The organism is Citrobacter sp. UYEF32 (assembly GCF_040546205.1).
Classification (GTDB): Bacteria; Pseudomonadota; Gammaproteobacteria; order Enterobacterales; family Enterobacteriaceae; genus Phytobacter; species Phytobacter diazotrophicus.
Window position 1 is genome coordinate 219,754 of the sequence record NZ_JBEPNI010000001.1, and the last position, 23,520, is coordinate 243,273.

Consider the following 23,520-nt stretch of genomic DNA (forward strand, 5'->3'; position numbering starts at 1 on the left):
CCATGCTTAAAACGATAGAGGTCGTCGCCGCGATTATTGAGCGCGATGGCCAGATTTTGCTGGCCCAACGCCCGGAACAGGGCGATCAGGCAGGGCTGTGGGAATTTGCTGGCGGTAAGGTAGAAGCCGGAGAGAGCCAGTCAGATGCATTAATACGCGAGCTTCGAGAAGAGCTGGGCATTGAAGCCGTGCCCACGGCGTACATCGCCAGCCACCAGCGGGAGGTCTCCGGGCGCATAATCAATTTGCATGCCTGGCATGTGCCGACCTTCACCGGCACACTGACCCGTCATCACCACGCGGCGCTCATCTGGTGCGCGCCACAGGAAGCCTTTAACTGGCCGCTTGCGCCTGCCGATATCCCTCTGCTGGAGGCGTTTATGGCTTCACGCGCCGCCAGACCAGCGGGTTTGTAGAAACGGTGCGTTCATCGCGCTGGCACTGGAGCAACACCCCTTCGGCTTTAATAACCGCCCCTTCGGTGTAATTCTGATTCTGATAAACGCAGCACTGGTTACAGGGCTGCGAACTCTGCTGACCACCAGAGGTAAACACTTCCGGTGGAACATTCACCTGCACATCCGGCGACAGGCGTCTCTCCGCACTGGCCCCCGCTGAAACCAACATCAGTACACAACCCCATACCCACAGTGAACGCTTCATAGCATTTTCTTCCTGAATAGAACCTTTTATCACTATAACGTATCTCTATTACCGAACCGCATTTTCTTTCTTCATCGGTTTTTATTATGACAAGCCACCCATTATTAATTTGATACCGCTGGACTATTTTTGCTTGCTTTACGCCATATTGCAGATGTTATAGTCGAAAAACGCTGAATTTTTAGCTCACAACAACCAATAAAATCTGACTATCAACATAAGAGGCTCTTATATCTATGGAACAGACATGCTCTCTTGAATCGTTTCTTTCCCACGTTCAAAAGCGCGATCCGCATCAGCCTGAATTCGCTCAGGCCGTACGTGAAGTAATGACCACGCTGTGGCCTTTTCTCGAACAAAACCCTCGCTATCGTCAGCTCTCCCTGCTGGAAAGACTGGTTGAACCGGAACGTGTTATTCAGTTCCGCGTGGTGTGGGTAGACGACAAAAACCAGGTGCAGGTTAACCGCGCGTGGCGCGTGCAATTCAACTCGGCCATTGGCCCGTATAAAGGCGGCATGCGTTTCCACCCGTCCGTCAACTTGTCGATCCTGAAATTCCTTGGCTTCGAGCAGACCTTCAAAAATGCCCTCACCACCCTGCCGATGGGCGGTGGTAAAGGCGGTAGCGATTTCGATCCGAAAGGGAAGAGCGACGCGGAAGTGATGCGTTTCTGTCAGTCGCTGATGACCGAGCTGTATCGCCACCTGGGGCCGGATACCGATGTCCCGGCGGGTGATATGGGTGTGGGCGCGCGTGAAGTGGGCTTTATGGCCGGGATGATGAAAAAACTCTCCAACAACACTGCCTGCGTGTTCACCGGTAAAGGTCTCTCCTTCGGCGGCAGTTTAATCCGCCCGGAAGCTACCGGCTACGGCCTGGTGTATTTCACCGAAGCGATGCTCAAACGCCATGGTATGGGTCTGGAAGGTCTGCGCGTGGCCGTCTCTGGCTCCGGTAACGTGGCGCAGTATGCTATCGAAAAAGCGATGGCTTTTGGCGCCCGCGTGATAACCGCCTCAGACTCTAACGGTACCGTGGTTGATGAAGCTGGTTTCACCGCCGAAAAACTGGCGCGTCTGATTGAAATTAAAGAGCAGCAGCATGGGCGCGTAGCGGATTACGCCCGTGAATTTGGCCTGCAATACCTCGAAGGCCAGCAACCCTGGTCAGTGCCGGTCGATGTCGCTCTGCCGTGTGCCACCCAGAACGAACTGGATGTCGATGCCGCACGTACGCTTATCGCCAACGGCGTGAAAGCGGTGGCGGAGGGCGCCAATATGCCCACCACGATTGCGGCAACCGATCTGTTCCTGGAAGCAGGCGTCCTGTTTGCGCCGGGTAAAGCGGCGAATGCCGGGGGCGTGGCAACGTCAGGTCTGGAAATGGCGCAGAACGCCGCACGTCTTGGCTGGAAAGCGGAAAAAGTGGATGCGCGTCTGCACCACATTATGCTGGATATTCACCAGGCCTGTGTGGAGTATGGCGGCGAAGCGAAGCAGACACACTATGTTCGTGGCGCAAACATTGCGGGCTTCGTGAAAGTGGCGGATGCGATGATCGGTCAGGGGCTTATCTAAGTCATTTTGCCGGGCGGCGCTGCGTCGACCCGGCTAGCATGTTCCATGCCCGGTAAGCGCAAAGCCGCCGGGCAACCTCATCAGGCGTTCAGTTAACCACCAGCGATGAGACAATTTCCCTGTGACGTTTAAGAATGATCGCGATTTGCTCATCCGCGGTAAGCTCGTTGAACATTTTTTCATTGCGATCGGAATGCGCGTTGCGCACAGTGGCGGGGATACGTACTTCGCTTTTTTCTATTGCTTTTTGCTCGCTCATTTTCCAGTCCTGCTACTCAATGGTCTGTGTTCGCGCGCATAATAATCCCGTTTAGCTGTGACAGGAAGACGACACCATCACGTCTTTTTACGAATTGTGCAAGTTAACGTCATCTTTGGGCAAAATCACGGTGATTCTACCGTGACTGCCCCTCTTCTTATGCATTTGCTGATGTCTTACCGCTAAACGAGCCTCAGGCAGCAGGCTGTGGAGGTGTCGGGTCGTCTTTACGTGGCTTGCGCGTTGTGCGTTTACCCGCTGTTTTTTTCTTCTCACCTGCCGGAGCGCTGATTCCCCGAAACCGCTGCACTGGCGTATTGCGCGCCTGATGAATCAACTCATGCAAGGTGCCAACCAGCGGCTGCATAAAGTCCTGGTAACGACACTGCTTCTCGCTGATTTGCGTCAGCACAGACTCCCAGTGCGCGGTCATATCCGGCCTGGCAGCCATCTCCGGCAGAGAATGGATCAACGCGCGTCCGGCGTCGGTCGAGAGGATATAGCGCCCTTTCTTACTGAGAAAACCACGCTTAAACAGCAGTTCGATAATCCCGGCGCGGGTGGCTTCAGTGCCCAGACCGTCCGTCGCACGCAAGATCTTTTTCAGATCTTTATCCTGCACAAAACGGGCAATACCGGTCATTGCCGACAGCAGTGTCGCATCGGTGAAATGGCGCGGCGGTTGCGTCTGACGCTCCACAACCTCACCTTTTTCACACAGGAGTTCGTCACCTTTCGCCACGACCGGAAGCGGCGTGCCGTCGTTTTCTTCGTCGCGCTCTTTGGCACCCAGCAACGTGCGCCAACCCGCTTCGGCAAGGAAACGCGCTTTGGCGATAAATTTGCCGTTGGCAATATCCAGGTCGATCTGGCATTTACGGAACACCGCATCGGGGCAAAACTGCATCAGGTACTGACGCGCAATCAGATTGTAGACGTTGGCTTCACCTTCGCTCAGGTTCACCTTTGTACTGCGCGCGGTGGGAATAATGGCGTGGTGGGCATCCACTTTTTTGTCATCCCAGCAGCGGTTACGCAAATCGCCATTCACCACGGGCTGCGGCAGAAGATCCGGTGCATGGGCACCAATTGCGTTCATCACCGCATGACGCCCGACATAATGTTCTTCCGGCAAATAGCGACAGTCCGAACGCGGGTAGGTAATCAGCTTGTGGGTTTCATAGAGCTTCTGGCAGATGTCGAGTACGTTCTGCGCGCTCAGGCCATAGCGTTTCGCGGCTTCAATTTGCAGTGCCGAAAGCGAAAAAGGTAACGGCGCCGGCTCCGATTCCCGCTTATCGTTATACGCGGTAACGTTCGCCGGTTGCCCGGTAATACGGGCGACCACATGCTCGGCCAGCGGGCGGTGCAGTAAGCGCCCTTCTTCATCCTGATAAGGCTCACAGGCATCGCTCGGCTGCCACAGGGCGGTAAACCGCTCTCCGGCCGGAGTGACAATGTGCGCCTTCACTTCGAAGAAATCTTTTGCCACGAAGTTCTCGATCTCTTCGTCGCGGCGCACCACCAACCCAAGGACCGGCGTCTGTACGCGTCCAACGGAAAGTACCCCCTGATACCCGGCATTACGCCCAAGCAATGTATAGGCGCGTGTCATATTGATGCCGTACAGCCAGTCGGCGCGTGCACGGGCCAGTGCCGAGACGCACAGAGGAATAAACTCACTGTTGGCGCGCAGGCGAGAGATCGCCCGCTCCACCGCCTGGGGGTTAAGATCGTTAATCAGGCAGCGCTGGACCTGCTGACGCTTTTGCGGCGACAGTTCGAGGTAATCAAGCACCTCATCAACCAGCAACTGCCCTTCTCTGTCCGGGTCACCCGCGTGCACGACTTCCGTCGCTTCGGCGAGCAGCCGCTTAATCACATTAATCTGTTTGGTCACGGAAGGCCGCGGTTGCAGCCGCCATTTTTCGGGCACGATCGGCAGATCCGCCAGATTCCAGCGCGCATAGCGACTGTCGTAGACATCCGGCTGTGCCTGCTCCAGCAGGTGACCGATACACCAGGTCACCACCTGCCCGTTGCCACATTCAATATAGCCGTCGCCTTTGCGATGTGGCTTGGGTAGCACATCCGCAATGGCGCGGCCCAGACTGGGTTTTTCGGCAATAAACAACCGCATTGGCTTAACGGATCTCAATCATCGGACGCCCTGCGCGTGCGCTAACCAGCTCACCCACCGCCGCAAGGGTAATACCATATTCTGCCGCCGTGGCGTAAACGTCGCCTTCGGCTTCGGGGTTCACTGCCAGTAACAGGCCGCCAGAAGTCTGCGGGTCGCAGAGCAAATCGCGCACCGCATCCGGCATCTCGCCCATCAAATGACCGTAGCTGGCGAAATTACGCTGGGTGCCGCCCGGTACTGCGCCAAGCGCAATATACTCTTCAACACCGGGTAATTTCGGCACATCCTGATACCAGATTTGCGCCTGCACACCGGCACCCTGGCACATTTCGCTCAGGTGCCCCAGCAGACCAAAACCGGTGACATCGGTCATCGCCTTCACGCCACTGATGCCCGCAAACGCGGCTCCGGCCAGGTTCATCTGGCACATCACGTCCGTTGCCAGCCCAATGTGTTCGGGTTTTAACAGCGATTTTTTCTCGGCGGTCGTCAGCACACCAATGCCCAGCGGTTTGGTCAGGAAGAGACGGCAGCCCGCCTGCGCGGTACTGTTTTTCTTGATGCGATCGGTTGGCACAACGCCCGTCACCGCCAGCCCGAAAATGGGTTCCGGTGCATCAATAGAGTGCCCGCCCGCCAGAGCAATACCCGCCAGGCGGCAGGCATGGCGACCACCCTCAACCACTTCCCGGGCAATCTCCGGCGCCAGTTTGTTGACAGGCCAGCCTAAAATTGCAATAGCCATGATCGGTTTGCCGCCCATGGCGAAAATATCGCTAATCGCGTTAGTGGCAGCGATACGACCAAAATCGAAAGGATTGTCGACAATGGGCATAAAAAAGTCGGTTGTGCTGATAACGCTGGTGCCGTTGCCGAGATCGTAGACCGCCGCGTCATCGCGGGTTTCGTTCCCCACAAGCAGGTTCGGGTCGATAAACTTCGCTTGCTCGCTATGCAGGATAGTATCGAGCACTTTGGGGGAAATTTTACAACCACAACCCGCTCCGTGGCTGTATTGCGTCAGACGAATACCTTGTTCGTTCATGGACAACTCCTGTCAGGACAATCCGGCTATGGTAACGCCCAAAACGTTGCATGATAAGCGTGACTGTCCGAATTGCGGCGGTTCGCTCACAATCCAGACAGTTTTACCGACAAGTATCAGAAATAACGGACGAAAGGCGCGGTATCCGGTGTGCTAATGGTCGTAGAAGCTTTGAGTTGCGGGGTGCCAAGGTATAAGAAACCGACGACTTTATCCTGCGCGCGGCAGTTCAGTGCCTCGCGGACAACCGGGCTGTCGGTCAATGGACCGGTACGCCAGATCCCGTTGAAACCCTGGGCCAGCGCCGCCATCTGCATCGCCATCACGGCGCAACCTGCCGAGAGCAGTTGCTCCCACTGCGGCACTTTCGGATTCTCTTCACATTTCGCCACCACGGCGATAATCATCGGCGCGCGCGACGGTGAAGTCCGGGCTTTTTCTACCGCTTTTTCGTCCAGCCCGGCGCTGACAGCACCCTGCTCCAGCGTCTTGCCAAAGCGGGCCAGACCTTCGCCTTCAATAATGAAAAATTGCCACGGCTGTAGCGTACCATGGTCCGGCGCGCGCATCCCCGCACGGATAATATTGTCCAGTTGTTCGCCTGTCGGTGCCGGTTCAGCCAACCGGGAAGCACTACGGCGGTTGACGAGCAGTTCAAGTGCATCCATTAGTTAAACTCCTGTATTGAAATTTGTTCCTAAAATTAACACGTGCGTAGATTTTGTTACAGCACCGGCAGCGATTCCTGCTGACAACAGGAGCCCGGCTAATTAGGATAACCACACTTGCTGCTCAGGGCAGCGGCAAACGTTACTAACCAGGGAGAATACATGCGAACCCTTTGGCGCTTTATTGCCGTTTTTTTTAAGTGGACATGGCGATTGCTGAACTTTATCCGCAATCTGGTGCTCAATTTGTTCTTTATTTTATTGGTACTGGTCGGCGTTGGCCTGTGGATGCAGTTTAGCGACAGCAAAGCAGAACATGCCAGCCGGGGTGCGTTGTTGATGGATATTACCGGCGTGGTCGTGGATAAACCCTCCGCCAGTAACCGACTCGGCGCGCTGGGTCGCCAGTTCTTTGGCGCAAGCTCCGACCGCCTGCAGGAAAACTCGCTGTTCGACATCGTCGACACCATTCGTCAGGCGCAATCAGACCGGAATATCACCGGGATTGTGCTCGATCTGAAAAACTTTGCCGGGGCGGATCAACCGTCAATGCAGTATATCGGTAAGGCACTGCGCGAGTTCCGCGACAGCGGTAAGCCGGTTTATGCGGTGGGCGATAACTACAGCCAGGGGCAGTATTACCTCGCGAGCTTCGCCAATAAAATTTGGCTCTCGCCGCAAGGGGTGGTTGATCTGCATGGCTTCGCCACCAACGGCCTGTATTACAAATCCCTGCTCGACAAGCTGAAAGTCAGCACCCATGTGTTCCGCGTCGGCACCTATAAATCCGCCGTTGAACCGTTTATCCGCGACGACATGTCTCCGGCTGCGCGCGATGCAGATAGCCGCTGGGTGGGCGAACTTTGGCAAAATTATCTCAACACCATTGCCGCAAACCGTCAGGTTACCGCGCAACAGATTTTCCCTGGCGCACAAGGCGTACTGGACGGTCTGCGTAAAGTAGATGGCGATACGGCGAAGTACGCGCTGGATAACAAACTGGTGGACGAGCTGGGCTCCAGCGCCGATGCGGAAAAAGCGCTGACCAAACAGTTTGGCTGGGATGACAAAGACAAGAATTTCCGCGCCATCAGCTATTACGATTATCAACTGAAAAAACCGAGCGATATGGGCGACGCCGTAGCCGTGGTCTTTGCGAACGGCGCGATCATGGACGGTAACGAAACCCCGGGGAACGTGGGTGGCGATACCACTGCGTCGCAGATCCGCGACGCGCGTCTGGATCCGAAAGTGAAAGCCATTGTGCTGCGTGTTAACAGCCCTGGCGGCAGCGTCAGCGCCTCGGAAGTGATCCGTTCTGAACTGGCCGCAGCCCGTGCGGCAGGCAAGCCGGTCGTGGTCTCGATGGGCGGTATGGCGGCATCCGGTGGTTACTGGATCTCAACGCCTGCGAATTACATCGTGGCGAATGCCAGCACCCTGACCGGGTCGATTGGTATTTTCGGCGTCATCAATACGCTGGAAAACAGCCTCGACAGCATTGGCGTGCATACCGACGGCGTGGCAACGTCTCCGCTGGCGGATGTCAGCGTGACCAAAGCGCTGCCGCCGGAAGTTCAGCAGATGATGCAGATCAGCATTGAGAATGGCTATAAACGCTTTATCACGCTGGTCGCTCAGTCGCGTAACAGCACGCCGGAGCAGATTGATAAAATCGCACAGGGCCATGTCTGGACTGGTCAGGATGCGAAAGCCAACGGGCTGGTCGACGGGCTGGGTGATTTCGACGATGCGCTAAACAAAGCGGCTGAGCTGGCGAAACTCAAACAGTGGCATGTGGACTGGTATCAGGATGAACCGTCATTCTTTGATCGCGTGATGGATAGCATGTCAGGTTCCGTACGCGCCATGTTGCCACAGGCATTGCAGGCGTATCTGCCTGCGCCGCTGGCCAATGCGGCAGTTCAGGTCAAAGCTGAAACAGACAAACTGGCGGCGTTTAACGATCCGCAAAACCGTTACGCGTTTTGCCTGACCTGCGCCAACATTCGCTAACGAACTGAACGTTTTGTATTCAGGCGGAGATCGGCATCACGCTGGCTCCGCCTTTTCTTTGCGCTTTCGCTGTATCATTCATTCACTGCGTATATAATCCCCCCACTCTGTAACAACACATTTTCAATCATGCAAAAAAAATCGATTTATGTTGCCTACACCGGCGGTACCATCGGTATGCAACGTTCCGAACACGGCTACGTTCCCGTCTCCGGTCACCTGCAGCGTCAACTGGCGTTGATGCCTGAATTCCATCGCCCTGAAATGCCTGATTTCACCATCCACGAATATGATCCGTTGATGGACTCCTCCGATATGACGCCGGAAGACTGGCAGCATATTGCTGACGATATCAAAGCCCACTACGAGGATTATGATGGCTTTGTGATCCTGCACGGCACCGACACCATGGCATACACCGCCTCGGCGTTGTCGTTTATGCTGGAAAATTTGAGTAAGCCGGTTATCGTCACAGGCTCGCAAATCCCGCTGGCAGAGCTGCGTTCCGACGGACAGATCAATTTGCTCAATTCGCTGTACGTGGCGGCCAACTTCCCGATTAACGAAGTGACGCTGTTCTTTAATAACCGCCTCTATCGCGGCAATCGCACCACTAAAGCACATGCGGACGGCTTTGACGCCTTTGCCTCGCCGAACCTGTCGCCGCTGCTGGAAGCGGGAATACATATTCGCCGCCTTAATACCCCGCCTGCGCCGCACGGTAACGGCGAGCTGGTTGTTCATCCGATCACCCCGCAACCGATTGGCGTGGTGACGATCTACCCGGGTATCTCGGCAGACGTGGTAAGAAACTTTCTGCGCCAGCCCGTGAAAGCGCTGATTTTGCGCTCTTATGGCGTGGGCAATGCGCCGCAAAACGGGGAGTTTCTCAAAGAGTTACAGGAAGCCAGCGCTCGCGGCATTGTGGTTGTCAACCTGACGCAGTGTATGTCGGGTAAGGTCAATATGGGCGGCTACGCCACCGGTAACGCACTGGCGCATGCGGGCGTGATTGGCGGGGCGGATATGACAGTAGAAGCCACGCTGACTAAACTGCATTATCTGTTGAGTCAGGATTTGGACGCCGCGGCGATTCGCAGCGCCATGACGCAGAACCTGCGCGGTGAGCTCACCGCAGACGAATAAGGAAAAGCCGATGAAACAACGCGCTTTGCTTTTGGTCGACCTGCAAAATGATTTCTGTGCAGGCGGCGCGCTGGCTGTGGCGGAAGGCGACAGCATGGTCGATGTGGCGAACACGCTGATCGACTGGTGCCAGGCATGCGGCGAACCTGTACTGGCGACCCAGGACTGGCATCCGGCTAACCACGGCAGTTTCGCCAGTCAGCACCAGGTTGCGCCCTTTTCACAAGGTGTGCTTGATGGCCTGGCGCAAACCTTCTGGCCGGACCATTGTGTGCAGCACAGCGAAGGTGCGGCGTTGCATCCCCTGTTGAAAGCCTCAGCCATCGAGGCCGTGTTCCACAAGGGGCAAAACCCGGCTATCGACAGCTACAGCGCTTTTTTTGATAACGGGCATCGGCAGAAAACCGAACTCGATGACTGGTTGCGTCAGCACGACATTGCTGAGTTAACCATCATGGGGCTTGCCACCGACTATTGCGTGAAATTCACTGTCCTGGATGCGCTGAAACTGGGCTATCGCGTCAACGTCATTACCGACGGCTGTCGTGGGGTGAACATCAATGCGCAAGACAGCGCCCACGCCTTTATGGAGATGGCCGCGGAAGGCGCAACGCTCTATACGCTGGCCGACTGGCAGGAAACCCAGGCCTGATGCTGTCGTCCGGTCCACAAGCCGGACGACATTATTTACGAAAGATCCGAAATCTCTTCCAGCGATACCATCCGCGTTTCAATCCCAAACAGAAACAGAATCAACGAGCAGCAAAACAGCATAACGCCTAATACCGAAAAGACCGCGCAGGTGCCGTAGTGGGTCAATAATGCAGCCACGCCGTATGGGGTGAAGACGGCGACAATACGCCCTACCGCATTCACAAAACCGGAACCTCGCAGGCGCAAATGCGTCGGCCATAATTCGGGGACGTATACCGCCGAGGCGAAACAGACATACATGTAGAGGAAGAAAATAAGCACCAGACCGAGGGGTAAAATGGCCCACTCCTCTTTTTGCAGCGAATAGTAATAGCCCAGCACCGCCACAATCAGCAGCAGAATAGAACCAAACCAGCGACGCGGAAATTTATCGATAATCAGCGCGGCAATAAAGATCCCTACGGGGGCACCAATCATAATAATAGCGGTCATAAAGATCGATTTGGTGACATCAATCCCCGAGTTAACGAATATCGTGGGGATCCACACAGTGATGGTATAGAGCGAGATATTCATTGCCACCAGCACCGTTATTGCCACCAGCGTTCTGCGCAGCATATCGCCGTGAAACAACTGCCAGAAACTGCCTTCCTCCGCCCCGGCAGATTGATGCACGACGGGTTTCATCTCCGCCAGGACGATGTTTTTCTCCCGGCTAACTTGCTGCTCAATCTCGCATACCACCTTCTGTGCAACATCACCTTTGCCCTTCCCCGCCAGCCAGCGCGGTGACTCAATAAAATAACGCCCCGACAGCCACCAGGCGACCAGCATCGATACCCCGCCCAGCAAAAACATGACCCGCCAACTCAAATAACCGATCACCACCACGCCGATAGCGGCCGAGAGCATCGGTGACCAGTTGCCGACAAACGACAGGCGTGCGGACCATTTGCCACGGATAGCCGCAGGAATAAATTCGGTGAAAGAAGCGTACCCCACCATAATCAGCGCCCCCATCCCGGTGCCCATCAGGCAGCGCAGGAAAATGAGCCAGTACATGTCCGGGGAAAGGGTGGCGGCGGTGGCGGCAAAACCAACGATCAGCAAATTGATGCGAAAGGCCTTGCGTCGCCCCAGATAATCACCAACAAACCCACCCATCAGCGAACCAATGAAATAGCCAAGCATCAGGGCGGAAGTGAACGCCGCATTAAGATAATTATTTGACCAACCATTACTGACCAGTTTTGCCAGCACAACATTTCCCGAATAACTGAGAAAACCGGTAATTAATAAACTCAGTCCGATGATGCCGAATATCCGGTAATGAAAAGATGAAAGTGGCAAACGATCCATGCGGATGCCAATATGGTCATATTGTTCCATTATCTATGCCTCAAAAAAGCCTGGTGGAGATGAAGCATCGTCGCAACCAGAATAACGAATATGCTTTCATTCAGACCGTCGAATAATTTTATACCAGGCATCATTAACCGCATGTGAGGGATAATGACCAGCAGATTGCCTCACTCATCCGAGTGATATTCAGGCCACCGGGAAATTTAATAAATCAGTTGAATGTTGTTTTTCTGACAAAATGTTATCCACTGATCGCCTGGTTTTTTATCCGTAATAATATAATTAATATGACTAAAATCGACGAGTTGAACAAACGCCTTACGGTCAAATTTTGAATGATCCACCAGTAAAGCGACCTCTGTCGCCTGGCTAATCATCACTTTTTTTATTTCTGCTTCAGCTTCGTTGGAATCAAGCGCACCGCTGTTGATGTCCAGACCTTTACAGCTCATCACCATAATATCGACATGGTATTTACCAATAATTTCTTTGGTAATGCGCCCCTGAAAAGAAAGCGTATTCTTATTAAATTCCCCACCGGTTGATACAATGTTAATGTCCGACTGAGCCAGTTCGCGAAAGGCTTCGGTTGAGTTAGTCAACAACGTCAGGTCTTTGCGATCTTTTAATAATTTCAGCAGTTCCATTGCTGTGGTGCTGGAATCTGCAGACATCGTGGTCTTATTATTAATAAACGGCAGCGCATTTAGCGCAATAACCTGCTTCTCTTCAAAAAAGGATTTCGCGCGTTTATAAAAATGAACGTTATCCGTGATACTGGCGCTGTTGAGCACCGCGCCGCCATAGGTACGGGTAATGATCCCTTCGGCTTCCAGTTTTTCTAAATCGCGACGAATAGTCTCTTCGGTAACCTGAAAGAGCTGACTCAGCTGAGTCACCAGCACTTTCTTTTCGTTGGTTACCATCTGTTTAATGGTTTGCAATCTGTCCTTTGCAGCCACGGTATGCCTCTGCTTCGCTTAATAACATGATATCCAGGCAGTATGTCACACGCCATGTTTACTTTCAAAAAAATATGTTTGAATCACAGATTTATTCATGTATTTTCGAGTAACAAAGACACACCGTCATTCCCATTACTTATTAATAAGAGTGTCAGCCATCTCTTTCATTAATAATGCATCGGCATCGCTGAGATGAATTGCCGTTGCCCGCACATTTTCCCGTACCTGCTGCGGTGAGGTCGCGCCGCTTAAAATAGAAATCAGACTACTTTGTTTCAATATCCACGCCAGCGCTAGTGTGGGTACGGTGCAATCATACTTTTTACACAGTGGCTGCCATTTCTCCAGCATATCAATAACATGTAGCATATTATCACGCTGAAACCACACTTTATTTGCCTGCGCTCCCACCGGAACATAGTCGCGCGTCACCGTACCGGTTAGCAGCCCCTGCTCTAGCGGCGAATAGACTTGCAGGACGATGCCGTGCTTCTGGCAAAGCGGGAGTATGTCGCGCTCAATTTGCCGGTCGAGGAGGCTGTATTTTGCCTGCACAATATCCAGTTCACCGTGGCGCAGGTATTCTTCGATATGTCCGATGTCCACATTTGCCGCGCCGATAGACTTGATCTTGCCCTCTTTCTTCAATGCGTTCAGCACTGCAACGGTTTCAGCAATGGGGGTAAAAAACGGCGGCACTGACTGCCAATGGGTCATATAGATATCGATGCAGTCAATCTGCAAGCGCTGCAGGCTTGCTTCCACCTCTTCGCGGATAGATTCCGGCGTGAGGTTTTTATATAGCTGGCGGTCACCCACTTTGTTAAACAGGCTCCCCTCACGTTCCCACACGATGCCGCACTTGGTTTCGACAACCACCTCGCCACGCGGTAAGTCAGTCAATGCCTGGCCAACAATGCGTTCGCTATTGCCAAAATTGTACCCCGGCGCGGTATCAATCAAATTGATGCCGCAGCGGTGCGCTTCCACGATCGTATCGATACAGACCTGAGTGTCCAGGTCGCCATTCCAGGCGGGGCCGCCGCCGATGGCCCAGGTCCCCAGTCCTAATTGCGAAACAGAAAGCTGGGTTTTTCCCAACGGTATCATTTTCATGCTTTATTTATCCTTCATACTCATCAAGCAGTTGTTCGACAAGCTGTCTGTTTTTCACACCCGTAGTCGCACCGACGCTAAGCACCGAGATAGCTGCCGTGGCATTGGCAAACAGCGCGCAGTCACGCAGCGATTTATCTTCCAGCAGACCGCAGATAAAGCCGGAGGCAAAGTTATCCCCGGCCCCAATGGTGTCGATGGCGGTAATCCCATTCACAGCGGGCACTTCAAGGCATGTCTCACCGTTCTTAATAAAACAGCCCTTCTTGCCCGTCTTGATCACCACCGTTTTGACGCCGCAAGCGAGAAAGCTGTCGGCAATACCGTCCAGCGACGTCTCACCGGTGAGCAGCTTCGCCTCTTCATAGTTAGGGAAGAGGAAATCTACGTAACTTAAGGCCTCGCGGATATCGTCCAGCGTCTCGCCCAGCCGCGGTTTGATCATGTCGGCACAGATAAGCAACTGGTGTGCTTTGGCGCGGATGAAAATCTCTTTTAGCGCTTTGCCATTCAGCAGCGGACTGTTAAAGATGCTCGCCAGCGACAGTAATTTCGCCTCGGCAAAGCGGCTGAAATCCACATGCTCCAGCGCCAGCTTCCACAAACTGCCGTTGCGATTCGTCACAAAGGTCCGTTCACCATCGCTGGTCACCAGTCCAACATTGATCGAGGTATCCACCCCCTCGTCCATGCGCAGACTGTGAATATCGATGTTCTCCTGACGGCAGCGTTCGAGGATGAAATGCCCTGCCGCATCATTACCGATGCGGCTATTAAGGGCGGTTTTATGCCCGAGGCGAGAAATGATCATCGCCTCGTTGATGGCATCGCCGCCGGTGGTCATCGCAATGCGCTCCAGCGGATAAGAATCAACATCGAAAATGTTCTTACTCACCGGTTGCAATGGGATGTCGACAATCGCGGCCCCCACGCAGATCACATCTATTTTGCCCATGTTGCTACTCCGCCTTACCGTCCGAACCAAACAGACGGATTTTCTCCAGCGCACGTTCTTTAACGGCTTTACGCACTTCGCGCTCCAGATGCAGGAACGGCTCATGCTGGTATTCTTTTACCGCCACCATCGCCGCCTGGCACAGCTCGGTATGGATATTGATTTTGGCGATGCCGAGTGCGATGGCTTTTTTAATGTCGGCATCGCTGATCCCGGACGCGCCATGTAAAACCAGCGGGACCGATACGGCTTCACGGACGCGACGGATAACCTCAAAGTTAAGCTGCGGCGCGGATGTATAGACGCCGTGCTGATTGCCAATCGCTACTGCCAGCGAGTCACACCCGGTGCGCGCAACAAACTCCGCAGCCTGGTCCGGGTCGGTATAGTGATAATCCGCCAGCGCCTCTTCGTAGACCGTTTCGTTGCCGACATGCCCCAGTTCCGCCTCAACCGGAATACCCAGAGGATGGAAGAAATCCACGGCCTCTTTAGTCAGACGGATATTCTCTTCAAAGTCGAATGCCGATGCATCGCGCATTAAAGAATTCATTCCGTGCTGCCAGGCATTGTGAATAATCTCCATGCTGCGGCCATGGTCCCAGTGGGTAATAACCGGAACCGTGGCTTGTTTCGCCATGGAGACCATCATATGAGAGAAATCTTCAAACGATGTATTGCCTACAAAACCTGTACCAAAAGAAATAATGACTGGAGATTTTGTCTCCTCCGCTGCATCAATAACGCCCATCAACATTTCCGCATTCCAGACATTAAAATGCGCAATTGCATAATGATTTTCTTGCGCATGATTTTCCCAGAATCTGATATCTGCCAGCATGAATAACACCTCATTAATGAATTAAGCTAAGACTTTAATAACGCCTTTAATAATTTCGCGTTTGTTATTTACGGATTCGTCGAATGCGCGCTGCACATCGTCATAATCGTAAATATGGGTGACCATCGATTTCACATCAAATTTCCCGGAGGAGATGGCCTCAATAGTTAATGGATAGCGGTTGGCATAACGGAATACCGTTTGAATACTGACCTCGCGATTAATTTTCAGGAAATTAATCGCAGAGTCGCCCGGAACGGTACCGACAATCATAATTTTGCCACCACGCATCACCAGATAAGGTGCCTGTTTTACGGTGATCGCAGACCCGGCCGTTTCAAAAACGATATCCGCGCCCATCTCACCAATACGTTCGGCACAGCAGACCACCGTGTCCTCTTTCGCGCCGTTAATCACCGCGCTGGCGCCCAGTTTTTCCGCCATCGCCAGTCGTTTTTCCAGCACGTCAACCACCACAATTTGCGTGGCGCCCAGATAGCGACAAGCCTGCAAGGTCATTAAGCCGATACAGCCCGCGCCGAGAATGACAATCTTTTTGCCGGGCTTCACGTCAGCCAGCATCGCGGCATGAATGCCCACCGCGGCAGGCTCGACCAGCGCACCTTCCATGGTGTCCATATTTTCCGGCAGCTTGTAGGTAAAGCTTTCAGGGTGACAGAGGTAATATGTCAGTGCACCGCGATAATTTGGCTGGGTCGCCATAAAGTCGACATCAGGACAAATGTTATATTTGCCTTCCAGGCAGTAGCGACATTTTCCGCAGGGCACTCCGGGTTCAATATTCACTTTATCGCCCGGTTTGAATTTTTTCACATTACGGCCAATGGCCACTACGGTTCCCGCGCACTCATGGCCAAGGCCAATTTCCTGATTCGGATCTTTCGGTGGAATAAAAGGGCCAGACTCAAAACCGTGAACATCTGAACCACAAATACCGACATATTCCACTTTAATTAATACTTCATCATCCTTTGGCACCGGCATATTCGCTGGCAGAATTGTCATGGTGCCAGGTGTTTTTAAAATTGCCTTAGAGTTTTGCATACACATTCCTTTCGAAGACGCATTATTTGGTGGTAACGGCATCCATCCCAATACTTTCGACAGATGCTCCTTTTGTTTCGATACCAATGGTCGCAATAGCTGCCGCAACGATAATGGCCACGACACTCAGCAGAATAAAGACACCGGTGACGCCATAATTACTGAGCAGAACAGCCACGGCATAAGGTGCAGCAATACCGCTGATGCGACCGACCGCATTCGCCAGGCCCGAGCCGCGTAATTTCGCTTCGGTTGGCCATATTTCGGGCACGTAGACTGCAGAGGCATAGCAGACATACATATAAACAAAAGTAATCAGGAAAAAGCCGCAAACGGTAATCATCAGCATATTGGTCTGCAGCGAATAGAAATAACCCAGCGCAGCAATAAACAGCAGTAACCCAACACCCATTGTTTTGCGTGGAATTTTATCCATCACCATCATGGCGATAAAGATGCCAAAGGGTGCGCCAAACATGCTCATGGTATTCAGCACGATGGAATCTTTAAGGTTAATCCCCTGCGACATAAAGATGGTGGGCAGCCAGTTAATTAGCGTGTACTGCACCACGTTCATGGCGATTAAGACAAAGGATCCCAGAACCACTCGTTTAAGCAACACTCCTTTCAGCAGCGATGAATAAGGCACCACGGCAGGCAGGCTTTTACTCTCAGTAGGTGTCACCACGCTCAGTGCCTTGCCGGTTTGCAGACTGACTTTACGTTCGATCTCCGACATGATGGCTTCGGCTGCCGCATAGCGTCCACGCGACTCCAGCCAGCGCGGAGACTCCGGGAAATAACGCCAGGCAAGCCAGGTGGCAATAAGCGAGAGCACGCTCGGAATAATCAGCTGTACTCGCCAGTTCCACTCTGCGCTGACCAGCGTTGTCAGCCCCATCGCTATTAATGAACACAGTGGATATGACCAGTTGCCAATAAAGGAGACGCGACTCGACCAGGTTCCACGGCTGCGCCCCGGCATATACTCGGTGTATCCAGCAAACAGCGTCACCAGCAGTGCACCCAGACCAAATCCCATCACCAGACGGCAGGCAATCAGGAATGTCATATCCGGAGAGAGCGCACCGGCAATCATTGATACAATATGAATAATTTCATAAAGGATAATGGCTTTCTTACGACCAATTTTATCGCCAATGATGCCGCCAATTAATGCCCCGGCAAACATACCCGCCGTGGTAATAGCAGAAAAGGTTGCGGTCGTTGAATTATCTGTCCATCCCAGATCTTTTAACTGTGCCAGGATTAATCCACCAACGGCGTTACTCCAGCAAACCAATAATCCGAAAGCCACCATTCCAAACATAGTATAATGCCAGTGGCAATCCGGAAGGCGGTCGAGTCTTGCCCCACAATTGGGTTTTTCAATTGTGTTTCCCATAAGATATTCCTCACGAAATAAAGCATTAATTTTTGTATTCGTGTATTCCGTCCGCGATGTCCTGTTTTATTATTTCCTTCAATATTTAAAGTAAATGACAAGATCGCATTGGCGGTGCTAATAACAAGGCGCAGTCCTTATCAATCAAAGTCGTAGGTCATGATGACTTTGATTGCCGTTTTATCGACCATCGCGTCAAAGCCTTTTTCCCACTCTGACAGTCCAATACGGTGGGTGATCATCGGTTTCACCTGAATAGCGCCGGAGGCCAGCAGGCGAATGGCGTTACGCCAGGAGGTGGAGTCATAGGCCATGTGTCCGATAATGCTTTTGTTCCACGCCGTGATATCGTTAATCGAAAAATCGAGCGGTTTGAAACCCATACCAACGCGCACCACTTCCCCATTCGGACGCAGCATTTCGATGGACTGTTTCAGCGCGATATTGGCTCCTGAGCACTCAATCACCAGCCCGAGGTTATCTTTGCCGCAGATCTCCTGGCAACGGGCAACAACGTCTTCTTTCGAACCATTGACCACCGCCGTTGCGCCGAGCTCTCTGGCAACCGGGAAACGGACTTCAACATCTTCATCCAGCCCGACGACCACAATGTTGACCGCCCCCATAATGCGCGCCATCTGGACAGAAAAGAGGCCCAATGGCCCAGTACCGATGACCACCACGTCCTGGCCTGGTAAGAATTTGGATTGTTGGGCGATAGATTTGTAGGCATTACAGATAGGATCGAGAACTGCCGCTTCTTCGTAGTCGACGCCTTCCGGGATCTCCCACAGTGCGCGACGATGGATTTTCAGGATCTCACCGGGCACCAGACAATATTTCGAAAAACCACCGCCCCAGGTGTTGTTATCAAGGCCAAGGTTTACTTTTTCTGTACAACACAGAAAATCACCTTGTTCACAGGCCGGGCACACGCCACAGACGTGACCGCTGTTATCGGACACCACGCGCTGGCCGACTTTCCAGTCCTTCACATTCGCCCCGGTTTTACAAATGCGTCCGGCAAATTCATGTCCGCGGACTGAGTTAAAAACATCAGAGCCGCTGTCGACTTTATAATGCTTCATATCCGCACCGCAAATAGCTGCGGCCTTGATTTCAATCACAACATCATCCGGACCGCACTCAGGTTCAGGTACGTCAATCATCTTGTAACCGCCAAATGCCTTGCCGAAACGCGCTAATGCTTTCATCGCTTGCTCCTCAGTGATTTCATTTGTTTCAGTGAGGCTATTATTCGCGCCATCCATTTTTGAAGTCAACCCAATATCTGTTAAACACAGATTTTATTCTGCATTTCACAACGAAGATCACAAATTGAGAACACGCATAATCGACAAAATCATGTAAAATCAAAAACTTAATAAAAAGAAGTTACTTTGTGGGAAAAACAGATTTTTGCAATCAGGACATCAAGAGGAAGTAAAGCATGAAAAGGAGGGTAAAACGGGAAGGAGAGAAAACTGGGCGAAGCGCTGTGGCCTCGCCGCTCATCGGGGAAGTTATTGCATTTTCAGCGTCGCAATTGACTTAGGCGTAATACCAAAATCTTCTTTCAGTTGCTGCTTGCTTTTCATCACCATCTGTCCTTGCGTGTCGATGGTCATGTGCTGCGCGTCAGTGTTATGGCGGGCCTGCCATAACATAACCAGTTGCAGGCTGTTCTCTTTTTGTTCTGCCGTCAGCGCAACGCCATCCGGCCACTTACCCAATTCGACAGCCGTTACCAGACGTTGATAGATGTCCGGTGTCATACTGTTAATGACTTGTTCGAAATCCATGCTAAATTAACTCCACTGGAATAATAGCTGAATCGATTCCTCACCCCAGAGTCCGATCGCCGTTTTCATCGTCGGTAAAACTCAACGAGGCAGAATTCACGCAATAACGTTCACCGGTCGGTTGTGGACCATCCGGGAAAACATGTCCCAGATGCGCGTCACAATTACCGCAACGAATTTCAACACGCTGCATACCGTGCGAGTAATCGTTTATATAGCGAATGGACTCTTCACTTACTGGCTCAAAAAAGCTCGGCCAGCCGCAGCCTGAATCATACTTGGTCTGCGAATGAAACAGGGGAGCGTCGCAAACCAGACAGTGATACACGCCTTCACGTTTGTTGTGTAAAAGACGGCCTGTGAAAGGCGGCTCGGTACCGTGATCCTGTGTCACGTAGAACTGCATCTCCGTCAGATTTTTTTTCAGGTCATCCTGAGAGGATTTCGTCGTCATAAGCTCACATCTCGCGGTAAGAATTCGTACAACTTCACTTCGATTCTAACAAAACATTAACAATGAAGTGATAACTTTTGATCTAAACTTACTTGCTGCGAATCCCCGGGCGGGTAATTGTGATCACTCTCACATTTTTATCCTGCATGACCTTTAAAATTCGGGGCGGCGTCCCCATATGGGGAGCATGCTCATAGGAAGAGTGAGACGAGTCAGTCGAACAAAGGTTATGCGGAGGATTGATTTGTCGCAATGATTGACACGATTCCGCTTGACGCTGCGTAAGGTTTTTGTAATTTTACAGCCAACCTTTTATTCACTAACAAATAGCTGGTGGAATATATGACTATCAAAGTAGGTATCAACGGTTTTGGCCGTATCGGTCGCATTGTTTTCCGTGCTGCTCAGGAACGTTCTGACATCGAAATCGTTGGTATCAACGATCTGTTAGACGCAGAATACATGGCTTACATGCTGAAATATGACTCTACTCACGGCCGTTTCAACGGTACCGTAGAAGTCAAAGACGGCCATCTGGTTGTTAACGGCAAAACCATCCGTGTTACTGCTGAAAAAGATCCGGCTAACCTGAAATGGAACGAAATCGGTGTTGACGTTGTAGCAGAAGCTACCGGTATCTTCCTGACCGACGAAACCGCGCGTAAACACATCACTGCTGGCGCGAAAAAAGTTGTTCTGACTGGTCCTTCCAAAGACAACACCCCGATGTTTGTTAAAGGCGCTAACTTTGACAAATACGAAGGCCAGGACATCGTTTCTAACGCATCCTGCACCACCAACTGCCTGGCGCCGCTGGCAAAAGTTATCAACGACAACTTCGGCATCATCGAAGGTCTGATGACCACTGTTCACGCGACCACTGCAACTCAGAAAACCGTTGATGGCCCGTCTCATAAAGACTGGCGCGGCGGTCGTGGCGCATCCCAGAACATCATCCCGTCCTCTACCGGTGCAGCTAAAGCTGTAGGTAAAGTACTGCCAGAACTGAATGGCAAACTGACTGGTATGGCGTTCCGCGTTCCGACTCCGAACGTATCTGTTGTTGACCTGACCGTTCGTCTGGAAAAAGCAGCGTCTTACGAAGAAATCAAGAAAGCAATCAAAGCGGCTTCTGAAGGCGCAATGAAAGGCGTTCTGGGTTACACCGAAGACGACGTTGTATCTACCGATTTCAACGGCGAAGTTTGCACTTCCGTGTTCGATGCTAAAGCAGGTATCGCACTGAACGACAACTTCGTGAAACTGGTATCCTGGTACGACAACGAAACCGGTTACTCCAACAAAGTTCTGGACCTGATCGCTCACATCTCTAAATAAGTTGAGATGAGACATTGATCTATAAAGGCGACTTCGGTCGCCTTTTTTTATGTTTCGCGTCATCCTGAAAGCTGCTTCCTTACTGGCGCTGTTCGCGGATGCTGGCCGCAGAATTCTCTGTGCTCCCGGCTCTCTTCAGACTTGCCGTCCCGATGCAGCTTTCATGATTTTGTGTCTCGCTAAACGAAGGATTGCACCATGATAAACAAAATTTTTGCTCTCCCGGTTGTTGAACAAATTTCCTCCGCCCTCTCTCGCCGCCTGATGGACGAACTGGACGTTATCGTTATCGACCACCCACAAGTTAAAGCCTCTTTTGCTCTGCAGGGCGCACATCTGCTCTCCTGGAAACCGCAGGGTGAAGACGAAGCGCTGTGGTTGAGCGGCAACACGCCGTTTAAAAACGGCGTGGCGTTGCGCGGCGGCGTACCGATCTGCTGGCCATGGTTTGGCCCGGCTGCACAGCAGGGTCTGCCTGCTCACGGTTTCGCCCGTAACCTGGCATGGACACTGAAAGCGCATAATGAAGATGATAAGGGGGTTGTGCTGACATTTGAGCTGCACAGCAGCGAAGCGTCCCGCCAATACTGGCCGCATGATTTCACGCTGTTTGCCCGCTATAAATTGGGTAAAACCTGCGAAATCGAACTGGAAGCGCACGGCGATTTCGAAACCACCTCAGCTCTGCATACCTATTTCAACGTCGGCGATATCCATGCGGTGAAAGTCAGCGGTCTGGGCGATCGTTTCATTGATAAAGTGAACAACGCGCAAGAAGATGCACTGACCGATGGCGTACAGACATTCCCGGATCGCACCGATCGCGTCTATCTGAATCCGGAAGCCTGCAGTGTGATCCATGACAGTGCGCTGAACCGCACCATTGAAGTGATCCATCACCATCATACTAACGTTGTCGCATGGAACCCGGGTCCGGCGCTCTCTGCCAGCATGACCGACATGCCGGATGATGGTTATAAAACATTTGTTTGTGTTGAATCAGCCTGCGCGACCGCGCCGCAAAAAACCACCGAAGAAAAACCGTCTCGCCTGGCGCAGACGATCCGCGTGGTTAAACGCTGATTGTGATAGCCCGGGTAAGCCGTGTTCCCGGGCTCTCCCCGACTTATTCGGGCAACAGCATCCGCATCTTATACACTTATGCGCGACGCGCTACACCACATCCAGGGGTGTTTTACGCCCCGGTGCCGGAAATGCGTTATCCAGCCGCGCCAGCTCCTCTGCGCTCAGCGTAATGTTCAACGCTGCGGCATTTTCCTGGGCATGCGCCACAGTGCCCGCTTTTGGAATAGCCATCACCCCCTCGTGACTAATAACCCAGGCCAGCAGAATTTGTGCCGCCGTCGCGTTATGGGCTCGAGCAATATCGGTCACTACGCTGTTATTCAGCAATCCATCACGCAGACGCCCGGCCTGCGCCAGCGGGCAGTATGCCATCACCGGCATCTGTTGTTGCTGGCACCAGGGCAGCAGGTCATATTCGATACCGCGCGACCCCAGATGATAGAGCACCTGATCGGTCACGCAGGCTTTACCACCCTGCACCCGCCAGAGTTCCTGCATATCGGCATAATCGAGATTCGACACACCCCAGCGGCGAATTTTGCCCTGCGCAATGAGGGTCTCCATCACCTCCACCGTTTCAGCCAGCGAAAAATTTCCCCGCCAGTGCAGCAGATAGAGATCGAGATAATCGGTTTTCAGACGGCGCAGGCTCGCCTCACAAGCCGCAATTGCTTTTTTACCGCCGGCATTCCACGGATACACTTTCGACACCAGGTAGACTTTGTCGCGTAATCCGCCCTGCAGGGCATCACCGACTACCTCTTCTGCCCCACCGTCCGCGTACATTTCCGCCGTATCGATAAGCGTAAGCCCGGCATCAATGCCCGCCCGTAGTGCATCCACCTCTTTACTGTGCTGGCGGTCATTCTCCCCCATATACCAGGTACCCTGACCAATAGCAGGCAGTGTCACCTCGCCTGCGAAGACCACATTTCTCTCTGCCATATCATCCTCCTG

Annotated in this window: 23 protein-coding genes; 7 read left to right on the forward strand and 16 right to left on the reverse strand. The window is 52.6% G+C overall.

The genetic code is table 11. The features are described 5' to 3' along the window. Positions 1-2 precede the first annotated feature (2 nt). Positions 3-416, forward strand: coding sequence for a pyrimidine (deoxy)nucleoside triphosphate diphosphatase (locus ABIB59_RS01095; protein ID WP_041851650.1), 414 nt, complete (start codon positions 3-5; stop codon positions 414-416). Here ABIB59_RS01095 and ABIB59_RS01100 read toward each other — a convergent pair. After that, the gene (locus ABIB59_RS01100; protein WP_041851651.1) at positions 379-663 is read right to left on the reverse strand and encodes a YnjH family protein; all 285 of its coding nucleotides are present in this window, start codon (positions 661-663) and stop codon (positions 379-381) included. The genes ABIB59_RS01095 and ABIB59_RS01100 overlap by 38 nt on opposite strands. A gap of 236 nt (positions 664-899) precedes the next feature. On the opposite strand from ABIB59_RS01100, the gene gdhA reads away from it, so the two are divergent. Continuing rightward, the gene (gene gdhA, locus ABIB59_RS01105; RefSeq protein WP_041851652.1) at positions 900-2,243 is read left to right on the forward strand and encodes an NADP-specific glutamate dehydrogenase; all 1,344 of its coding nucleotides are present in this window, start codon (positions 900-902) and stop codon (positions 2,241-2,243) included. An 88-nt stretch (positions 2,244-2,331) separates the two neighbouring features. On the opposite strand, the gene ABIB59_RS01110 is transcribed toward gdhA, so the two are convergent. From ABIB59_RS01110 to ABIB59_RS01125, 4 genes are all read right to left on the reverse strand, one after another. Further along, complete coding sequence (locus ABIB59_RS01110) at positions 2,332-2,502, reverse strand: hypothetical protein (protein ID WP_158276515.1); 171 nt, start codon at positions 2,500-2,502, stop codon at positions 2,332-2,334. Between the two features lie 193 nt (positions 2,503-2,695). After that, positions 2,696-4,642, reverse strand: coding sequence for a DNA topoisomerase III (locus ABIB59_RS01115; protein WP_354034145.1), 1,947 nt, complete (start codon positions 4,640-4,642; stop codon positions 2,696-2,698). Positions 4,643-4,646: 4 nt separating this feature from the next. Next, a complete protein-coding gene (selD, locus tag ABIB59_RS01120) occupies positions 4,647-5,690 on the reverse strand; it encodes a selenide, water dikinase SelD (RefSeq protein WP_354033710.1) in 1,044 nt (347 codons plus the stop codon). A 116-nt stretch (positions 5,691-5,806) separates the two neighbouring features. After that, positions 5,807-6,358, reverse strand: coding sequence for an NAD(P)H nitroreductase (locus ABIB59_RS01125; protein WP_107222844.1), 552 nt, complete (start codon positions 6,356-6,358; stop codon positions 5,807-5,809). Positions 6,359-6,520: 162 nt separating this feature from the next. Between ABIB59_RS01125 and sppA the strand changes: the two genes are divergently transcribed. The 3 genes from sppA to pncA all read left to right on the forward strand — a co-directional run bounded on the left by sppA (position 6,521) and on the right by pncA (position 10,172). After that, positions 6,521-8,374, forward strand: a complete 1,854-nt coding sequence (gene sppA, locus ABIB59_RS01130; protein WP_071195397.1) for a signal peptide peptidase SppA — start codon at positions 6,521-6,523, stop codon at positions 8,372-8,374. A 129-nt stretch (positions 8,375-8,503) separates the two neighbouring features. Further along, entirely contained in the window at positions 8,504-9,520 is a 1,017-nt protein-coding gene (gene ansA / locus ABIB59_RS01135) for an asparaginase (protein WP_041851657.1), read from the forward strand. Positions 9,521-9,530: 10 nt separating this feature from the next. Beyond that, entirely contained in the window at positions 9,531-10,172 is a 642-nt protein-coding gene (gene pncA, locus ABIB59_RS01140) for a bifunctional nicotinamidase/pyrazinamidase (RefSeq protein ID WP_354033713.1), read from the forward strand. Positions 10,173-10,207: 35 nt separating this feature from the next. Here the strand turns inward: pncA and ABIB59_RS01145 are convergent, their stop codons facing one another. The 10 genes from ABIB59_RS01145 to msrB all read right to left on the reverse strand — a co-directional run bounded on the left by ABIB59_RS01145 (position 10,208) and on the right by msrB (position 20,139). Further along, positions 10,208-11,563, reverse strand: a complete 1,356-nt coding sequence (locus ABIB59_RS01145; RefSeq protein ID WP_071195399.1) for an MFS transporter — start codon at positions 11,561-11,563, stop codon at positions 10,208-10,210. 176 nt (positions 11,564-11,739) lie between these two features. Next, positions 11,740-12,498, reverse strand: a complete 759-nt coding sequence (locus ABIB59_RS01150; RefSeq protein ID WP_071195400.1) for a DeoR/GlpR family DNA-binding transcription regulator — start codon at positions 12,496-12,498, stop codon at positions 11,740-11,742. Between the two features lie 135 nt (positions 12,499-12,633). Then, positions 12,634-13,617: an NADH-dependent methylglyoxal reductase gene (gene ydjG, locus ABIB59_RS01155; protein WP_071195401.1), complete on the reverse strand. Its 984-nt coding sequence runs from the start codon at positions 13,615-13,617 to the stop codon at positions 12,634-12,636. Positions 13,618-13,624: 7 nt separating this feature from the next. After that, on the reverse strand, positions 13,625-14,572 hold the full coding sequence (locus tag ABIB59_RS01160) for a carbohydrate kinase family protein (RefSeq protein ID WP_354033715.1): 948 nt from the start codon (positions 14,570-14,572) through the stop codon (positions 13,625-13,627). A gap of 4 nt (positions 14,573-14,576) precedes the next feature. Next, positions 14,577-15,413 (reverse strand): ketose-bisphosphate aldolase, encoded by an 837-nt coding sequence (locus ABIB59_RS01165; RefSeq protein WP_071195403.1) that lies wholly within the window; start codon positions 15,411-15,413, stop codon positions 14,577-14,579. A gap of 21 nt (positions 15,414-15,434) precedes the next feature. Then, entirely contained in the window at positions 15,435-16,478 is a 1,044-nt protein-coding gene (locus ABIB59_RS01170; protein ID WP_071195404.1) for an NAD(P)-dependent alcohol dehydrogenase, read from the reverse strand. A gap of 22 nt (positions 16,479-16,500) precedes the next feature. Beyond that, a complete protein-coding gene (locus ABIB59_RS01175; RefSeq protein WP_071195405.1) occupies positions 16,501-17,883 on the reverse strand; it encodes an MFS transporter in 1,383 nt (460 codons plus the stop codon). Positions 17,884-18,023: 140 nt separating this feature from the next. Continuing rightward, positions 18,024-19,097 carry a zinc-binding dehydrogenase gene (locus ABIB59_RS01180; protein WP_222556765.1) on the reverse strand — a complete coding sequence of 358 codons (1,074 nt, stop codon included), beginning with the start codon at positions 19,095-19,097 and terminating at the stop codon, positions 18,024-18,026. A 309-nt stretch (positions 19,098-19,406) separates the two neighbouring features. Then, on the reverse strand, positions 19,407-19,685 hold the full coding sequence (locus ABIB59_RS01185; RefSeq protein ID WP_354033718.1) for a YeaC family protein: 279 nt from the start codon (positions 19,683-19,685) through the stop codon (positions 19,407-19,409). Positions 19,686-19,725: 40 nt separating this feature from the next. Next, on the reverse strand, positions 19,726-20,139 hold the full coding sequence (gene msrB, locus ABIB59_RS01190; RefSeq protein ID WP_041851660.1) for a peptide-methionine (R)-S-oxide reductase MsrB: 414 nt from the start codon (positions 20,137-20,139) through the stop codon (positions 19,726-19,728). Between the two features lie 342 nt (positions 20,140-20,481). Here msrB and gapA point away from each other — a divergent pair, with 342 nt between their 5' ends. Then, positions 20,482-21,477: a glyceraldehyde-3-phosphate dehydrogenase gene (gapA, locus tag ABIB59_RS01195; RefSeq protein ID WP_041851661.1), complete on the forward strand. Its 996-nt coding sequence runs from the start codon at positions 20,482-20,484 to the stop codon at positions 21,475-21,477. Positions 21,478-21,675: 198 nt separating this feature from the next. Next, positions 21,676-22,560 (forward strand): D-hexose-6-phosphate mutarotase, encoded by an 885-nt coding sequence (locus ABIB59_RS01200; protein ID WP_041851662.1) that lies wholly within the window; start codon positions 21,676-21,678, stop codon positions 22,558-22,560. A 90-nt stretch (positions 22,561-22,650) separates the two neighbouring features. Here the strand turns inward: ABIB59_RS01200 and ABIB59_RS01205 are convergent, their stop codons facing one another. Beyond that, a complete protein-coding gene (locus ABIB59_RS01205) occupies positions 22,651-23,508 on the reverse strand; it encodes an aldo/keto reductase (protein WP_107222847.1) in 858 nt (285 codons plus the stop codon). Between the last annotated feature and the right edge of the window lie 12 nt (positions 23,509-23,520).

Excerpts from the sequence above, each read along its gene's own strand:
- ABIB59_RS01095 (WP_041851650.1), top strand. The coding sequence starts at position 3 with ATGCTTAAAACGATAGAGGTCGTCGCCGCGATTATTGAGCGCGATGGC.
- ABIB59_RS01100 (WP_041851651.1), bottom strand. The coding sequence starts at position 663 with ATGAAGCGTTCACTGTGGGTATGGGGTTGTGTACTGATGTTGGTTTCA.
- gdhA (WP_041851652.1), top strand. The coding sequence starts at position 900 with ATGGAACAGACATGCTCTCTTGAATCGTTTCTTTCCCACGTTCAAAAG.
- ABIB59_RS01110 (WP_158276515.1), bottom strand. The coding sequence starts at position 2,502 with ATGAGCGAGCAAAAAGCAATAGAAAAAAGCGAAGTACGTATCCCCGCC.
- ABIB59_RS01115 (WP_354034145.1), bottom strand. The coding sequence starts at position 4,642 with ATGCGGTTGTTTATTGCCGAAAAACCCAGTCTGGGCCGCGCCATTGCG.
- selD (WP_354033710.1), bottom strand. The coding sequence starts at position 5,690 with ATGAACGAACAAGGTATTCGTCTGACGCAATACAGCCACGGAGCGGGT.
- ABIB59_RS01125 (WP_107222844.1), bottom strand. The coding sequence starts at position 6,358 with ATGGATGCACTTGAACTGCTCGTCAACCGCCGTAGTGCTTCCCGGTTG.
- sppA (WP_071195397.1), top strand. The coding sequence starts at position 6,521 with ATGCGAACCCTTTGGCGCTTTATTGCCGTTTTTTTTAAGTGGACATGG.
- ansA (WP_041851657.1), top strand. The coding sequence starts at position 8,504 with ATGCAAAAAAAATCGATTTATGTTGCCTACACCGGCGGTACCATCGGT.
- pncA (WP_354033713.1), top strand. The coding sequence starts at position 9,531 with ATGAAACAACGCGCTTTGCTTTTGGTCGACCTGCAAAATGATTTCTGT.
- ABIB59_RS01145 (WP_071195399.1), bottom strand. The coding sequence starts at position 11,563 with ATGGAACAATATGACCATATTGGCATCCGCATGGATCGTTTGCCACTT.
- ydjG (WP_071195401.1), bottom strand. The coding sequence starts at position 13,617 with ATGAAAATGATACCGTTGGGAAAAACCCAGCTTTCTGTTTCGCAATTA.
- ABIB59_RS01160 (WP_354033715.1), bottom strand. The coding sequence starts at position 14,572 with ATGGGCAAAATAGATGTGATCTGCGTGGGGGCCGCGATTGTCGACATC.
- ABIB59_RS01165 (WP_071195403.1), bottom strand. The coding sequence starts at position 15,413 with ATGCTGGCAGATATCAGATTCTGGGAAAATCATGCGCAAGAAAATCAT.
- ABIB59_RS01170 (WP_071195404.1), bottom strand. The coding sequence starts at position 16,478 with ATGCAAAACTCTAAGGCAATTTTAAAAACACCTGGCACCATGACAATT.
- ABIB59_RS01175 (WP_071195405.1), bottom strand. The coding sequence starts at position 17,883 with ATGGGAAACACAATTGAAAAACCCAATTGTGGGGCAAGACTCGACCGC.
- ABIB59_RS01180 (WP_222556765.1), bottom strand. The coding sequence starts at position 19,097 with ATGAAAGCATTAGCGCGTTTCGGCAAGGCATTTGGCGGTTACAAGATG.
- ABIB59_RS01185 (WP_354033718.1), bottom strand. The coding sequence starts at position 19,685 with ATGGATTTCGAACAAGTCATTAACAGTATGACACCGGACATCTATCAA.
- msrB (WP_041851660.1), bottom strand. The coding sequence starts at position 20,139 with ATGACGACGAAATCCTCTCAGGATGACCTGAAAAAAAATCTGACGGAG.
- gapA (WP_041851661.1), top strand. The coding sequence starts at position 20,482 with ATGACTATCAAAGTAGGTATCAACGGTTTTGGCCGTATCGGTCGCATT.
- ABIB59_RS01200 (WP_041851662.1), top strand. The coding sequence starts at position 21,676 with ATGATAAACAAAATTTTTGCTCTCCCGGTTGTTGAACAAATTTCCTCC.
- ABIB59_RS01205 (WP_107222847.1), bottom strand. The coding sequence starts at position 23,508 with ATGGCAGAGAGAAATGTGGTCTTCGCAGGCGAGGTGACACTGCCTGCT.